The sequence below is a fragment of the Stenotrophomonas sp. VV52 genome, assembly GCF_002893095.1.
Lineage (GTDB): Bacteria > Pseudomonadota > Gammaproteobacteria > Xanthomonadales > Xanthomonadaceae > Stenotrophomonas > Stenotrophomonas aracearum.
The window spans coordinates 88,159-102,057 of the sequence record NZ_PKQQ01000013.1 but is presented as its reverse complement, the minus strand read 5'-3'; the positions used below and the strand labels follow the sequence as shown (position 1 = coordinate 102,057).

14 protein-coding genes are annotated in these 13,899 nt (G+C 65.1%); 9 read left to right on the top strand and 5 right to left on the bottom strand.

The window, feature by feature from the left end:
• Positions 1–235: 235 nt before the first annotated feature.
• From C2U58_RS17765 to C2U58_RS17755, 3 genes are all read right to left on the bottom strand, one after another.
• A complete protein-coding gene (locus C2U58_RS17765) occupies positions 236–1,036 on the bottom strand; it encodes a hypothetical protein (RefSeq protein ID WP_102947063.1) in 801 nt (266 codons plus the stop codon).
• Positions 1,037–1,318: 282 nt separating this feature from the next.
• On the bottom strand, positions 1,319–1,789 hold the full coding sequence (locus C2U58_RS17760; RefSeq protein WP_102947073.1) for an NIF family HAD-type phosphatase: 471 nt from the start codon (positions 1,787–1,789) through the stop codon (positions 1,319–1,321).
• A gap of 163 nt (positions 1,790–1,952) precedes the next feature.
• The gene (locus C2U58_RS17755; protein WP_102947062.1) at positions 1,953–3,410 is read right to left on the bottom strand and encodes a short-chain fatty acyl-CoA regulator family protein; all 1,458 of its coding nucleotides are present in this window, start codon (positions 3,408–3,410) and stop codon (positions 1,953–1,955) included.
• Between the two features lie 86 nt (positions 3,411–3,496).
• Between C2U58_RS17755 and C2U58_RS17750 the strand changes: the two genes are divergently transcribed.
• From C2U58_RS17750 to mmsB, 5 genes are read left to right on the top strand one after another with little or no spacing between them, the layout of a single operon-like run.
• Positions 3,497–5,002, top strand: a complete 1,506-nt coding sequence (locus C2U58_RS17750) for a CoA-acylating methylmalonate-semialdehyde dehydrogenase (protein WP_102947061.1) — start codon at positions 3,497–3,499, stop codon at positions 5,000–5,002.
• Between the two features lie 29 nt (positions 5,003–5,031).
• Positions 5,032–6,198, top strand: coding sequence for an acyl-CoA dehydrogenase family protein (locus C2U58_RS17745; RefSeq protein WP_102947060.1), 1,167 nt, complete (start codon positions 5,032–5,034; stop codon positions 6,196–6,198).
• The gene (locus C2U58_RS17740; protein WP_070208456.1) at positions 6,195–6,995 is read left to right on the top strand and encodes an enoyl-CoA hydratase; all 801 of its coding nucleotides are present in this window, start codon (positions 6,195–6,197) and stop codon (positions 6,993–6,995) included. Before C2U58_RS17745 ends, C2U58_RS17740 begins: the two co-directional genes overlap by 4 nt.
• Complete coding sequence (locus C2U58_RS17735) at positions 6,992–8,167, top strand: enoyl-CoA hydratase/isomerase family protein (RefSeq protein WP_102947059.1); 1,176 nt, start codon at positions 6,992–6,994, stop codon at positions 8,165–8,167. Before C2U58_RS17740 ends, C2U58_RS17735 begins: the two co-directional genes overlap by 4 nt.
• Positions 8,164–9,054 (top strand): 3-hydroxyisobutyrate dehydrogenase, encoded by an 891-nt coding sequence (gene mmsB, locus C2U58_RS17730; protein WP_102947058.1) that lies wholly within the window; start codon positions 8,164–8,166, stop codon positions 9,052–9,054. Before C2U58_RS17735 ends, mmsB begins: the two co-directional genes overlap by 4 nt.
• A gap of 115 nt (positions 9,055–9,169) precedes the next feature.
• Here mmsB and C2U58_RS17725 read toward each other — a convergent pair whose 3' ends face one another.
• Positions 9,170–9,595, bottom strand: coding sequence for an organic hydroperoxide resistance protein (locus tag C2U58_RS17725; protein ID WP_102947057.1), 426 nt, complete (start codon positions 9,593–9,595; stop codon positions 9,170–9,172).
• A gap of 110 nt (positions 9,596–9,705) precedes the next feature.
• Here C2U58_RS17725 and C2U58_RS17720 point away from each other — a divergent pair, with 110 nt between their 5' ends.
• Positions 9,706–10,533 (top strand): AraC family transcriptional regulator, encoded by an 828-nt coding sequence (locus C2U58_RS17720; protein WP_102947056.1) that lies wholly within the window; start codon positions 9,706–9,708, stop codon positions 10,531–10,533.
• 228 nt (positions 10,534–10,761) lie between these two features.
• On the top strand, positions 10,762–11,058 hold the full coding sequence (locus tag C2U58_RS17715) for a hypothetical protein (RefSeq protein WP_102947055.1): 297 nt from the start codon (positions 10,762–10,764) through the stop codon (positions 11,056–11,058).
• A 22-nt stretch (positions 11,059–11,080) separates the two neighbouring features.
• Here C2U58_RS17715 and C2U58_RS17710 read toward each other — a convergent pair whose 3' ends face one another.
• On the bottom strand, positions 11,081–12,037 hold the full coding sequence (locus tag C2U58_RS17710) for a cation transporter (RefSeq protein WP_102947054.1): 957 nt from the start codon (positions 12,035–12,037) through the stop codon (positions 11,081–11,083).
• A 219-nt stretch (positions 12,038–12,256) separates the two neighbouring features.
• Here C2U58_RS17710 and dusA point away from each other — a divergent pair, with 219 nt between their 5' ends.
• Entirely contained in the window at positions 12,257–13,270 is a 1,014-nt protein-coding gene (gene dusA, locus C2U58_RS17705; protein WP_102947053.1) for a tRNA dihydrouridine(20/20a) synthase DusA, read from the top strand.
• Positions 13,271–13,459: 189 nt separating this feature from the next.
• Complete coding sequence (locus C2U58_RS17700; protein WP_102947052.1) at positions 13,460–13,828, top strand: hypothetical protein; 369 nt, start codon at positions 13,460–13,462, stop codon at positions 13,826–13,828.
• Positions 13,829–13,899 lie beyond the last annotated feature (71 nt).

Genomic DNA, 13,899 nt, shown 5'->3' with positions numbered 1-13,899 from the left:
GTAAGTGTCCGTGAAAACGGGGGTGAACCCGTACCTTCGGAGGCGAACCATGACCGATGGAATTGGCAGTAGAGGCTGCAGTCGACCACTTATCCTTTCTAAAGTGGGCTTCTGCACCACAGCATCTGAGCTGGCTGCCCAGCGGTGCACATTGAATCGCCAGAGAGATCATTCGATCAGAGCGAGGACTCCTTGGCCTCAGAGTGCCGCCGTCCCTCGCTCGGCGAGCGTGGAGCTACTCTGGATCCGATTGACCAGGATTATTGACTGCGAGACCAAGAAGTTCTCTGTCCTCGTCACTCATCGGATTCTTGATTGCATCCTCGACCCGGCGTGCGCACCAGTTATAGAACGCCGGGTGCTCGATCATAAGCCGCGTTTGACCGAGCTCGTTCAGCCTGACTTGGTAGCAATAGCGAACAGGCCCTATGGTAAGAGTCGAGTAGAAGGACTCCGGTGCGAGCGAGTCCCGATCCCCTGTGATAACGAGTCCACCGTGGGCGGCGTACGGCATCTCGGGGAGATTTGTTCGCACTCGCTCAAACGCGACATCCGCATCAACCCTCAGAAGAATGAAGTTGTCTTCATTCGCTCCAATGGCAAAGCCTGCAACATCTTCAAAGGATGGCGCACTCATCTCTGCAAGATGACAGCACATCAGCTTCGCAAAGTATCTGAAAACGTCTAGATACAGAGGGCCGCCTTCTATGAATCGTGGATCGTTAAAGACATCGATAGGGTTCGAGCCTAGCGCCATAAGCTCTTGGGCTCGCGCGTTGAACTGGTCGAATGCCAGGTCGGCCGGCTGAGTCCTTGAGTTGTTGCAAGCTTCGCAGACGCGAGCTGAGAAGTGGAGCGCTTTGGAGCTAGGACTCTGTGCGAAGCGATAAGCACCACCGTGCCTGGCGATCACCATTCCCCGCTTGCCAAACACGGCTTTAAGAGCGGATGCCTTGATCTTGTGCTCACCGGAAAGCGCATCCTTCGATCCACACAAGCAGCACTCTGCAGTAAGCGGCGGAGCGAAAATGTCCATCTCTTTGCTCTTAGGACAATGTAGGAGGGAGAGCGCCACACCGCGCGTTCGCTTCAGAATACGCCTAGTAGAGATATCGGGTCTTGGCGGCATTCTTGATCATCAGCCCAGTGCGCACTGGAACACTGCCGAGTCGCCTGTGGATTTGAGACAGATGCCCATTTTTGGCGACAGCCCAGACATGTCTCTTGGCTCGGAACGGCTCACCCATTGTGACTCACCGCATGCTCTGAGTACCGTCCCGGCTTGGCCCCATGCATTAGCCTGCCCAGTTGCACCAAATTAGGCCTGCTGCGTTCTGCGCACCGCCAGATCGGCGCAACAAGTATCCTCAGCGACTTCCAGCAGGCTTCGGAGCGCACCATGGAGGCCGTCATCATCTTCAGGATATGGGGATCCGAATAGAGGAACCTGAATCCAGAGATGTTCCGGGCCAGAGTGAACGTAGGGGCCGTAGTCGTCGAGCAAAAGGGCATCGCCCAGAGTCGGCGAGGCAAGTCGCAAATCCTTGGTTTGACCGGACCAGATGATGTACTGCAGATCTGCGAACCACTCGGGCGCGCACCCATCCCTGACTAGTAGCGTGGCGATGCTACGAAAACGTTGCTCTGGGACCGTCGTGAACATCACCAGGCGGTCAAACCGCGCATGGATCTCCTCAAGGAACCGGTAGAGTCCAGGCCTTGGTATCTGGCTGGTCGCATTGGAAATGAGAGTGCCCTCAAGGTCCAGTGCCAGGATAGTCGGTCTCATGTGCCACATATTTACTCTCAGGGAACACCACTCCGCCTGCAGGATCGTGGCGACAGGACCGATCGCGATAAATGTCTGAGTGATTCCGATCCGTCGAGCATTTGCAACCGAAGCCCGACCCATCTCAAGCCAATGACACCGTAGCGAATCACAGGTCAGGCTATCAGGTAGCGGTTGCGTACGGAACGCGAGACATTGCGATTTTTTCCCTGCCAATCATTTTGGCGGCGCGTCCCGGCAACTGCGCAAATGCACGCTGCATGCAGTCCTCGCGCGGGCATACCCGGCAACCGGGACCGATCGATACCGAATTGCCCGGGCTCTGGATATCCAGCCCGCGCGAGTAGATCAACCGCTCGGCATGCTGCAGGTCGCAGCCCAACGCCACCGCAAATGTCTTGCGCGGCTGCCCATGGCCCACCGGGCCGCTGCTCACCTGCCGCGCCAACCAGAAATGCCTGCGCCCATCCGGCATGCGCGCGGTCTGGGTCAGCACACGCCCGGGCTGGTTGAACGCCTCGTACACGATCCACAGCGGGCACGAACCGCCCACCTGCGAGAAGTGGAAGTCGGTCGCCGAATGCCGCTTGGACACATTGCCGGCACGGTCCACGCGGATGAAGAAGAACGGCAGCCCCGGCGCGCTGCGCCGCGCCAGCGTGCTCAGCCGGTGGCATACCGCCTCGAACCCCACGCCAAAGCGATGCGCCAGCGCGTCGATGTCGTACGCGCTGTGTTCGGCTGCACGCAGGAACTGCGCATACGGCATCACCAGCGCACCGGCGAAGTAGTTGGACATGCCGATCCGCGCCTGCGCGATCTGCTCAGGTTCGCGGAAACCCGCCCGCGCGATCACCGCATCGATCTGCGCCGCGTATCCCAGCAGGGCCAGTTCGGCCGCCATCTGGAACGCCTGCTGCCCCGCCTCCAGGTAGTCCGGCAGCCACAGCGTGCGGCTGCCGCCGTCGTACACCCGCTTCTCGCGCCCGGCCTGCAACGGCGCCACCTCCACCAGCACCCCGTGGCGGTCGGCCAGCAGTTGGCGCAGGCGCGGCGCCACATGCCCGGCCACCAGCCCCCATTCGGCGAACAGCTGCTCGGCCAGGTCATCCAGCTCGGGAATGTGGTTGTGCATGCGGTTGAAGAAGTCGCGCACCTGGTCCCCGGCGGGCAGCGCCTGCCCGGCCGCCGGGTCGCCCAGCTGGAATTCCAGCGCGGCGGCATGCTCGCGCAGCAGCAGGTGGCGGCGGTGCAGGTCGAGCAGGGCGTGGCTGATCTGCGGAAGGTTGCCGGCCATGGCGCGCAGGTCGGTGCTGCTCACCTCGTCCAGGCCCAGGTCGCGCAGTGTCTGGCCCAGCGCTTCCTGCAGCGCGCCGGGCTCATCCACGTCGAACAGGTCGGTAACGTCGCCCAACACCTCGCGCAGCTTGTGCTGCACCGCTGGAGTGAGCGGGCGCTTGTTGCGCTCGATCTGGTTCAGGTAGCTGGCCGAAAGCCCCAGCGCCCGGGCGAGCTCGGCCTGGCTGTAGCCACGCTGTTCGCGCAGCCGCAGCAGGCGCAGGCCGATCTGGCGTTGGGGGAGCTGGCTATTCACAGAATTAACAGAAATCGTAGCGGGCATTGGCCAGATTAAGCGTAGACAGCCCGGAAAGCGAGTAAGCGTATGTGAATAATGCCAATCACCTTTCGCACCCCGCCGGTATTGCCATGACTGTTGCAGCGCCCCGTATCCGCATGTTGATCGATGGCCAGTTCATCGAATCGGCCAGCTCGCACTGGCAGAACGTGGTCAATCCGGCCACCCAGGACGTCCTGGCCCAGGTCCCGTTCGCCACCATGAGCGAAGTGGACGCCGCCGTGGCCTCGGCCAAGGAAGCCTTCAAGACCTGGCGCAAGACCCCGATCGGCACCCGCGCGCGCATCTTCCTGAAGTACCAGCAGCTGATCCGCGAGCACATGGGCGAACTGGCCCACATCCTCAGCGCCGAACAGGGCAAGACCGTGCCCGACGCCGAAGGCGACGTGTTCCGCGGCCTGGAAGTGGTCGAGCATGCCGCCGCCATCGGCAACCTGCAGCTCGGCGAGCTGGCCAACAACGTGGCCAACGGCGTGGACACCTACACCCTGCTGCAGCCGCTCGGCGTATGCGCCGGCATCACCCCGTTCAACTTCCCGGCGATGATTCCGCTGTGGATGTTCCCGATGGCCATCGCCACCGGCAACACCTTCCTGCTCAAGCCGTCCGAGCAGGACCCGATGGTCACCATGCGCCTGGTCGAACTGGCGCTGGAAGCGGGCATTCCCAAGGGCGTGCTCAACGTCGTGCACGGCGGCGAAGAGGTGGTCAACGCGATCTGCGACCACCCGGACATCAAGGCCGTTTCGTTCGTGGGCTCCACCCGCGTCGGCACCCACGTGTACAACCGCGCCTCGCTGGCCGGCAAGCGCGTGCAGTGCATGATGGGCGCCAAGAACCACGCCGTGGTGCTGCCGGACGCGAACAAGGAACAGAGCCTCAACGCCATGGTCGGTGCCGCGTTCGGCGCGGCCGGCCAGCGCTGCATGGCCGCGTCCACCCTCGTGCTGGTCGGCGAAGCCCGCGAGTGGGTGCCGGACCTGGTGGCCAAGGCAAAGACCCTCAAGGTCAGCGCCGGCAGCGTCGCCGGTACCGACGTCGGCCCGGTGATCTCCTGCGCCGCGCGCGAACGCGTTGAAGCGCTGATCGCCTCGGGCGTGGAGCAGGGCGCCAAGCTGGTGCTCGACGGCCGCAACCCGCAGGTGGACGGCTTCGAGAAGGGCAACTTTGTTGGCCCGACCATCTTCGACGGCGTGAAGCCGGGCATGCGCGTGTACGACGAAGAAATCTTCGGGCCGGTGCTGGTCATCCTCGAAGCCGAAACGCTGGACGACGCCATTGAACTGATCAACAGCAACCCGAACGGCAACGGCACCGCGCTGTTCACCCAGTCCGGCGCTGCGGCACGTCGCTTCCAGGAAGAGATCGACGTCGGCCAGGTCGGCATCAACGTGCCGATTCCGGTGCCGGTGCCGCTGTTCTCCTTCACTGGTTCGCGCGCCTCCAAGCTCGGCGACCTGGGTCCTTATGGCAAGCAGGTGGTCATGTTCTACACCCAGACCAAGACCATCACCGCGCGCTGGTTCGACGACGAGACCCTGGGTCACGGAGTCAACACCACGATCAGCCTGAAGTAATTGCCTGCAAGGGCACGGAGTATTTTTTTATGAGCAACTCGATGACGACGGAACTCGAAGAAGCGCAGCAGGCCTATAGAGAAGCCGCGCGTGACTTCGCCCAGGCCGAACTGGCGCCGCACGCCGCGCGATGGGATGCGGAGGGCATCTTTCCGCGCGAGGCGATCGCCAAGGCCGGGGAACTCGGGTTCTGTGGCCTGTACATGGACCCCGATATCGGTGGCAGCGGCCTGAGCCGTCTGGACGCCGCCGTCGTCATCGAGGAGCTCGCCAATGTGGACCCGTCCACCGGCGCCTTTGTGAGCATTCACAACATGGCCTCGTGGATGGTCTCCAAGTGGGGCACCGACGCACTGCGTGCCGAATGGGGCCAGGCGCTGTCTTCGGGCAGCAAGCTGGCGTCGTACTGCCTGACCGAACCGGGTGCCGGTTCGGACGCGGCCTCGCTCAAGACCACCGCCGTGCGCGATGGCGACCACTTCGTGCTCAACGGTTCCAAGGCCTTCATCTCCGGCGCCGGTGCCACCGAGCTGCTGGTGGTGATGGCGCGTACCGGCGGCCCGGGTGCCAAGGGCGTCAGCGCCATCGCGGTGCCGGCCGACCTGCCGGGCATCAGCTACGGCCGCAAGGAAGAGAAGATGGGCTGGAACAGCCAGCCCACCCGCGGCATCACCTTCGAAAACGTGCGCGTCCCGGTCGGCAACCTGCTCGGCGAAGAGGGAAGCGGTTTCAAGCTCGCCATGAAGGGCCTGGACGGTGGTCGCATCAACATCGCCGCCTGCTCGCTGGGCGCCGCGCAGGGCGCGCTGGACGCCGCACGCCGCTACATGGGCGAGCGCCGCCAGTTCGGCAAGCCGTTGGCCGACTTCCAGGCGCTGCAGTTCAAGCTGGCCGACATGGCCACCCAGCTGGTCGCCGCGCGGCAGATGGTGCACACCGCTGCACGCAAGCTCGACGCCGGTGCCAGCGATGCCACCGTGTGGTGCGCGATGGCCAAGCGCTTCGCCACCGACGCCGGTTTCCAGATCTGCAACGACGCACTGCAGATCCACGGTGGCTACGGCTATATTCGCGAGTACCCGATCGAACGCCTGCTGCGCGACAGCCGCGTGCACCAGATCCTGGAAGGCACCAACGAGATCATGCGCGTGATCGTGGCCCGTCACCTGCTCAACACCGAAGAGGAACTGCGATGATGGATTGGCGCACGCACGAACACGTTGGCCTGAAGGTGGAAGCCGATGGCCACACCGCCGTGGTCACGCTGGACAACCCGCCGGCCCATACCTGGACCGTGCACAGCCTGTCGGCGCTGCGCGACCTGGTCGGTGCGCTCAATGCCGACAACGGCATCTACGCGCTGGTGATCACCGGTGGCGGCGAGAAGTTCTTCTCGGCCGGTGCCGACCTCAAGCAGTTCGCCTCCGGCGACAAGGCGCTGGCCCGCGAGGCCGCGCGCCGCTTCGGCGAAGCCTTCGAAGCGCTTTCCGGCTTCCGTGGCGTCTCCATCGCCGCGATCAACGGCTATGCGATGGGCGGTGGGCTGGAATGCGCACTGGCCTGCGACCTGCGCATCATCGAAGACCACGCCCAGGTTGCCCTGCCGGAGGCCACCGTGGGCCTGCTGCCGTGCGCCGGCGGCACCCAGAACCTGCCGCGCCTGGTGGGCGAGGGGTGGGCCAAGCGCCTGATCCTGCTCGGCGAACGCATCGATGCCGAAACCGCCGTGCGGATTGGCCTGGCCGAAGAGAAGGTCGGCAAGGGCGAGTCCAAGGCGCTCGCCCTGGAATGGGCGAAGAAGGCCGGCAAGCAGAGCCCGTCGAGCGTGGCCGCGTGCAAGACCCTGGTGCAGTCCACCCGCAGTGGCATGAGTCATGCCTCGGCGCTGGTCGCCGAGCGCGAAGCCTTTGTCGACCTGTTCGACCGTGCCGACCAGGCCGAAGGCGTGAACGCCTTCCTGGAAAAGCGCGCGCCGCAGTGGAAGAACGCATGAGCACCGCCGAGACCGTTGCGGAAGCACCGGTGCTGTTCGAAGAGCAGCACGCCGCCAACGGCAAGCGCATCGGCATCGCGACGCTCAACGCACCGCGCACCCTCAACGGCTTTTCGCTGCCGATGGCGCACCTGCTGCACGAGCGCCTGACCGCGTGGGCGGCCGATGACAACATCGCCCTGGTGGTCCTGCAGGGCGCCGGCGAGAAGGCGTTCTGTGCCGGCGGCGACCTGCACAGCCTGTACCAGAGCATGCGCGCCTACCGCGACGCTGGCCACAGCGACGTGCGCGACAACGCCTACGCCGCGGAGTTCTTCGACGTGGAGTACCGCGTCGACTACGCCATCCATACCTATGCCAAGCCGATCCTGTGCTGGGGCCATGGCATCGTGATGGGCGGCGGCATCGGACTGATGTCCGGGGCCAGCCACCGCGTGGTGAGCGAGCGCTCGAAACTGGCGTTCCCGGAAATCACCGTCGGCCTGTTCCCGGACGTCGGTGGCAGCTGGCTGCTGCCGCGCGTACCGGGCAAGGGCGGTCTGTTCCTGGCCCTGACCGGCGCACCGCTCAACGCGGGCGATGCCATCTACGCCGGCCTGGCCGACATCCATATCGCCGAAGCCCAGCGTGCCGACGTGTTCAGCGCGCTGGCGCAGGTGCATTGGAGCGACGACGCCAAGCGCAACCACGAGCAGCTCACCAACCTGCTGCAGCAGCACGCCAGCGACGCCGCTACCGGCCCGCTGCTGCGAAACGCCGCCACCATCGACGCGCTGTGCGAAGGCGACGACGTGGTCAGCGTGGTCAACGCCATCGCCGCACTGCAGACCGAGGACCCCTGGCTGCAGGCCGCGCAGGCCACGCTCGCCGCCGGTGCCCCCGGTTCCGCACGCCTGGCCTGGGAACTGCAGAAGCGGGCGGAAGGTGCCTCGCTGGCCGACGTCTATCGCTTCGAATACATCGCCGCACTGCACAGCGCCGCCCACGGCGATTTCGCCGAAGGCATCCGCGCGCTGTTGATCGACAAGGACCGCACCCCGCGCTGGCAGCCGGCCACCCTGGCCGACGCTACCCCGCAGTGGGCACAGACCTTCTTCGTTTCGCCTTGGAACGAGGCCACGCATCCGCTGGCCGACCTGGGTGCCACCGTTCCTGAAAGGAGCCTTGCATGAGCCGTATTGCATTCATCGGGTTGGGCAACATGGGTGGCCCGATGGCCGCCAACCTGGCCAAGGCCGGTCACGCCGTGCGCGTGTTCGACCTGGTGCCCGCCGCCGTGCAGGCCGCCGTCGACGCAGGCGCCACCGCCGCCAGCTCCGCGCTCGACACCCTGACCGACGCCGAAGTGGTGATCTCGATGCTGCCGGCCAGCCGCCACGTCGAAGGCGTGTACCTGGGCGACGACGGCCTGCTGGCCGACATCCCCGGCGGCGCGCTGGTGATCGACTGCAGCACCATTGCCCCGGCCACCGCACGCAAGGTGTCCGAAGCCGCTGCCGCGCGCGGCCTGCAGATGCTCGATGCCCCGGTCTCCGGCGGCACCGCCGGTGCCCAGGCCGGCACCCTGACCTTCATCGTCGGCGGCGAAACGGACGCGCTCGAACGTGCCCGCCCGCTGCTGCAGGCGATGGGCAAGAACATCTTCCACGTGGGCGCCAGCGGCGCCGGCCAGGTCGCCAAGCTGTGCAACAACATGGCGCTGGGCGTGATCATGGCGGTCACTGGCGAATCCATCGCGCTCGGCGTGGCGCATGGTCTGGACCCGAAGGTCCTCTCGCAGATGATGGCGGTCAGCACCGGCCGCAGCTGGGCCACCGAAGTGTGCAACCCGTGGCCGGGCGTACTGGAAAACGCGCCGGCATCGCGCGGCTACAGCGGCGGCTTCGGCAGCGACCTCATGCTCAAGGACATGGGCCTGGCGGTGGAAGCGGCGATGAGCGTAGGCGCCTCGATCCCGCTGGGCGAACTCGCCCGCAACCTGTACTCGATGAATCACCAGGCAGGCCGCGGCAAGCTCGACTTCTCCAGCGTAGTCCAACTGGTAACCAACGAAGCGTAGTGCCGGCCGCCGGCCGGCAACCCGATAGAAACAGAACGCATCCCATAACAGGGATCCACCGCGGTGGGATGGGCGGATGCCCGGTCAAATACGACCGGCACCCGCCCATTTTTTTTTACACGATGGTCAACGTCACATCGATATTGCCGCGGGTAGCATTCGAATACGGGCACACGATGTGCGCCTTCTGCACCAGCTCTTCAACCTGTGCACGCTCCAGGCCCGGCACGCTGATCTGCAGTTCCACTTCAATGCCAAAGCCAGTCGGAATCTGACCGATACCCACATTGCCGGTGATGCTGGTCTCAGCCGGCAGCGCCACCTTCGCCTGACCCGCCACGAACTTCAGCGCACCCAGGAAGCAGGCCGAGTAACCGGCAGCAAACAGCTGTTCCGGATTGGTACCCGGGCCGCCAGCGCCGCCCAGCTCGCGCGGGGTGGACAGCTGCACGTCCAGCACCTTGTCCGACGAGGTGGCGTGGCCTTCGCGGCCGCCTGTGGCGGTGGCGTGCGCGGTGTAAAGAACCTTTTCAATCGACATGGGAATCTCCTGGCTGTGAACGGAATGGACCGGTTGGTGAGGTGTACTTTGCGCCTCCCGGGCGGACGTGTGGCAACATAAGATCCAGAAAACTTGATCTGGAGTCCGAAATGGTCGACCGCCTGCAATCCCTGCTGGGCCGCTTCGCGGTCAACGCCGAGGTCTTCCACGCCGGCGCCCTGTGCGGCATCACCGCCCTGCCGGCCGAAGGCGAGCGCGGCCAGCTGCACCTCATCCGCAACGGCCACGTGCGCGTGGAACATCCCGACGGCAGCGTGCTGGAGATCACCCAGCCGAGCGTGCTTGTCTACCCGCGGCCCATGGCGCACCGCTTCCTCACCGACCCGGACGCCGGCGCCGACTTCGCCTGCGCCCACCTGCAGTTCGAAGGCGGCGGCAACAGCCCGGTCGCCGCCGCACTGCCGCCGGTGATCTGCCTGCCGCTGGAGGAGCTCTACGGCGGCCAGCCGATCCTCTCGGTGCTGTTCGACGAAGCCTTCGCCCAGCGCTGCGGTCGCCAGGCGCTGCTCGACCGCCTGTTCGAAGTCGTGTTGATCCAGATCCTGCGCGCACTGATGGAGAGCGGTCAGCTGCGCGTAGGCCTGCTTGCCGGCATGTCCCACCCCCGCCTGCGTCATGCCTTGGTGGCCATGCACGAAGAACCCGCCCAGGACTGGACGCTCGAACTTCTCGCCCAACGCGCCGGCATGTCGCGCAGCGCCTTCGCCGACAGCTTCCGCGACACCATCGGCAGCACGCCGGGGCATTACCTGCAGGGTTGGCGTACGCGCCTGGTGCAGCAGGCGCTGCGCAAAGGCCAGCCGCTCAAGCGGATCGCGATTGATGTGGGCTATGGAAGCGAAGCAGCGCTGTCGCGCGCGTTCAAGTCGCAGACGGGCCAGTCACCGCGGCAGTGGAAGCAGGGGGTAGTGGTGTGATGCAGGTCCAATTTTCCCTACATCCAAGTGGAGAAAAGGCCGATGCAATCATGGAGTTTTGAGATCTAGAGTGATGGGCCACGCTAGGAAGCGTTCCAAGAGGTTTCTCGTTTGGCTGTCTCACCCTTCTCCAGAAAGTCACGTCCAGTTCCATCCAACGTCAACAAGCCTCGTACGTTCGCGAAGTCCGTCATAGCACTCCTGCTGCTGGCTGCCGCAGCGTCGTCCGTGGCAATTGCCTGGAGCGACCGCAAACACCTCCCCGAAGGGGACGCAGCGGCCAGCTACGAGACGCGCGCGGCGGCTCATCCCTGCAACGACCTCGCGACGCTTCAATCCAGCGTGGAACTGCAGGCGCTGAAGGCGTGCGAAGGGCTGCCGGACTCCGCGGATATGACAGTCACGCACACCTTTACCGGGTGTTTCGCAAGCAAGTCGATCCAAGACGTTACGATCACTGTCGCCTATGGAGCTGTGAGCTGCGGCAATCTGCGCTCGTCCCTGAGAGGCCATCAGGAGCCTTGAACCACAGGGAGCGGCTGCAGCGCTAGATCGTCCACTCCCGGTCGGTGGTGAACATGATCGTCAACCACCGATCCGTCGACTCCTCGCCCAGTGCCTCGCCAATCTCATCGCGCAGCTGGTCCCATTCGACCAGCTGCCGCGGCGGGTCGTTCGCCGGCACCACGAAGAACAGCTCGATCTGGTCGCCTCGGCCGACCTTCGCTACGTAGCTGCGATGCTCAATGAAGCCATGTTTGGCGACGATGCTGCTAGCCACCTCATCCACATGCGCCTGCAGGTCGACCGGCGTGATCAGCAGGATGTCCGACAGCGCCTGCCGCACCGTGCCCAGTGGCGCCACGACCACGAATAGACAGACCACCAGCAGGATGGCCGGATCGATGTAAGGCACCAGCCACGCCCACCCGGTATCGCGCAGCAGCCAGCCGCCGCCGAATGCCACCAGATAGGCCGCCGACATGCTTGCTGCCACCACCCAGTTCTTCGCGTCCAGCGCGATGAACTCCGAGCCGATGGAGCGGTTGGCGCGTCGTACGAACAACGCCAGGCCACTCTCGACGATGATGGAGATCACCGCAAACACAATGGCCGGCCCCAGCGCGATCTCGCGGCCGCCGGACATCAGTGCATCGACCGCATTGACCGCCGCATACAACGCCGCACCGATCATCAGCGTGCCGCTCACCCCAAGCACAATCGGCTCCAGGTGCCAGAAGCCCATGGTAAAGCGCTGGTTTAATCGCGACTGCAGCGCGTCCACGTTGGTGGACAGGCTGATAAGCCGCACCACCAGCAGCGACAGCCAGGTCATCACCACATCGATCAAGCCATAGATGCCGTCAAAGATGATGAGCGATGAGTTGGCGTATAGGCCAAAGGCCACGGCGATGGCCGCGACGCCGAATGAGGCCGCGATGGAAAGGCGAAGTACGCCCTGTTCCGTGCTGCTGTCGAAGGTGGAGGGGTGCAGAACGCGCATGGTGAAATCGAAAGAGTCCCGGCATGAGCCGCAGCGACCATGGACGAAGTGGGGGCCGTGGTCAGTAGATTGCCCGTCTTTGACTACACACTCCAAGGCTGGGCTCGACGGTCGAGGATTCTCGGGTCTCCCGCCCATTCCCGGCCCGGTTCAGGCCTCCGGTGTAAACTATTGATCGCGCTGGCAAACCCAGCACTTCCCTGCCAGACCCGACACCCCATGACCCTGCCTGCCGCCCTCGCAGACCGCTACGCCGCATCCCTGCGCCTGTCCGTTGCCCCGATGATGGACTGGACGGACCGCCATTGCCGCGTGTTCCACCGGATCTTGGCCCCCGGCGCGCGTCTGTACACCGAAATGGTCCACGCCAACGCCGTGATCCACGGCGACCGCGAACGCCTGCTCGGCTATGACGGCAGCGAGCATCCGCTCGCCCTGCAGCTCGGCGGCAGCGATCCGACCCTGCTTGCGCAGGCGGCGGAAATCGCACAGGACTGGGGCTACGACGAGGTCAACCTCAACTGCGGCTGCCCCTCCGACCGGGTCCAGGCCGGGCGCTTCGGCGCCTGCCTGATGCGCGAACCCACCCTGGTGGCCGAGTGCGTGGCGGCCATGGTCCAGGCGGTGAACATCCCGGTCACGGTCAAATGCCGCTTGGGCGTGGATGAAGACAACGACTACGAAACCTTCGTCAACTTCGTCGATCAGTCCGCCAACGCCGGTAGCGCAATGTTCATCGTGCACGCCCGCAACGCGTGGCTGAAGGGCTTGTCGCCGAAGGAAAACCGCGAAGTGCCGCCGCTGCGCTACGACTGGGCGCACCGCCTCAAGGCCGACCGCCCGAACCTGCAGATCGTCCTCAACGGCGGCCTGGCCACGGTGGAGGCCTGCCAGGCCCAGCTGCCGGCGCTGGACGGGGTGATGCTGGGCCGCGCGGCCTACCACGACCCCTACGTGCTACATCAGCTGGAGGCGGCCCAGACCGGCGCTCCGCCGCAGCCGCGCGAGGCGCTGCTGCGCGCCATGCGCCCCTACATCGAGGCGCAGCTGGAGCGCGGCCTGGCCCTCAAGCACATCACCCGCCACCTGCTGGGCCTGTTCCACGGCCAGCCGGGCGGCCGCGCATTCCGCCAGGTGCTGAGCGAGGGTGCCCACCGCCCGGGCGCCGATTGGGCGCTGATCGAGCAGGCGCTGACCATCACCCGCAACCAGGCCGAACGCGTCGCGGCTTGACACCGCCCAGCAAGACCCTGCAAGGTTCACTTAGATGAACGAAGCGAAGCGGGGGTCGGAAAAGTTCAGACCGGATTCACTGCGTAAAACCAAGAATTTGCAAAAGATTCGTAAAGCGCCGGCCCAGGCCGACGCTCGCCGATTCACAACTTTTGAACGTTTTGACGCGCTCCGTTAGGATCAGACCCGATGCTCTCCCTGCCCCGCCACCGTCGAATTGCCGTTGCCGCCGTGCTGGCGACCTGCGCCGTTGCTGCCATCGGCAGCGCGGCTGCGCAGGCCCCGCAGCCGGAACCGGCCCGCGGCGAGATGGTCCGGGCGTCCCGTGGTGCCCCGCAGGAGCGGTCCCTGTCCGACGCGGTGCGCCGGGTCCAGCGCACCACCGGCGGCCACATCCTGGGTGCCGAGCGGGTGCCCTTCGATGGGCGGGACATCAACCGGGTGAAATACATGGATGACCGGGGCCGGGTCCGCTACATGGACGACCCTGCCCAGCCGCGTTCACAGCCCCGCACGCCGCGTTCGGATATGTCATCACTACGCGGCGATAACCCCTGAACGGGGATAGTTGTCCGCAGTCATCTGTTAGCCACTGGCCCCAGGCCACACCCAGGACACTAGGGAGAGTT

Excerpts from the sequence above, each read along its gene's own strand:
- C2U58_RS17765 (WP_102947063.1), bottom strand. The coding sequence starts at position 1,036 with ATGGACATTTTCGCTCCGCCGCTTACTGCAGAGTGCTGCTTGTGTGGA.
- C2U58_RS17760 (WP_102947073.1), bottom strand. The coding sequence starts at position 1,789 with ATGAGACCGACTATCCTGGCACTGGACCTTGAGGGCACTCTCATTTCC.
- C2U58_RS17755 (WP_102947062.1), bottom strand. The coding sequence starts at position 3,410 with ATGCCCGCTACGATTTCTGTTAATTCTGTGAATAGCCAGCTCCCCCAA.
- C2U58_RS17750 (WP_102947061.1), top strand. The coding sequence starts at position 3,497 with ATGACTGTTGCAGCGCCCCGTATCCGCATGTTGATCGATGGCCAGTTC.
- C2U58_RS17745 (WP_102947060.1), top strand. The coding sequence starts at position 5,032 with ATGAGCAACTCGATGACGACGGAACTCGAAGAAGCGCAGCAGGCCTAT.
- C2U58_RS17740 (WP_070208456.1), top strand. The coding sequence starts at position 6,195 with ATGATGGATTGGCGCACGCACGAACACGTTGGCCTGAAGGTGGAAGCC.
- C2U58_RS17735 (WP_102947059.1), top strand. The coding sequence starts at position 6,992 with ATGAGCACCGCCGAGACCGTTGCGGAAGCACCGGTGCTGTTCGAAGAG.
- mmsB (WP_102947058.1), top strand. The coding sequence starts at position 8,164 with ATGAGCCGTATTGCATTCATCGGGTTGGGCAACATGGGTGGCCCGATG.
- C2U58_RS17725 (WP_102947057.1), bottom strand. The coding sequence starts at position 9,595 with ATGTCGATTGAAAAGGTTCTTTACACCGCGCACGCCACCGCCACAGGC.
- C2U58_RS17720 (WP_102947056.1), top strand. The coding sequence starts at position 9,706 with ATGGTCGACCGCCTGCAATCCCTGCTGGGCCGCTTCGCGGTCAACGCC.
- C2U58_RS17710 (WP_102947054.1), bottom strand. The coding sequence starts at position 12,037 with ATGCGCGTTCTGCACCCCTCCACCTTCGACAGCAGCACGGAACAGGGC.
- dusA (WP_102947053.1), top strand. The coding sequence starts at position 12,257 with ATGACCCTGCCTGCCGCCCTCGCAGACCGCTACGCCGCATCCCTGCGC.
- C2U58_RS17700 (WP_102947052.1), top strand. The coding sequence starts at position 13,460 with ATGCTCTCCCTGCCCCGCCACCGTCGAATTGCCGTTGCCGCCGTGCTG.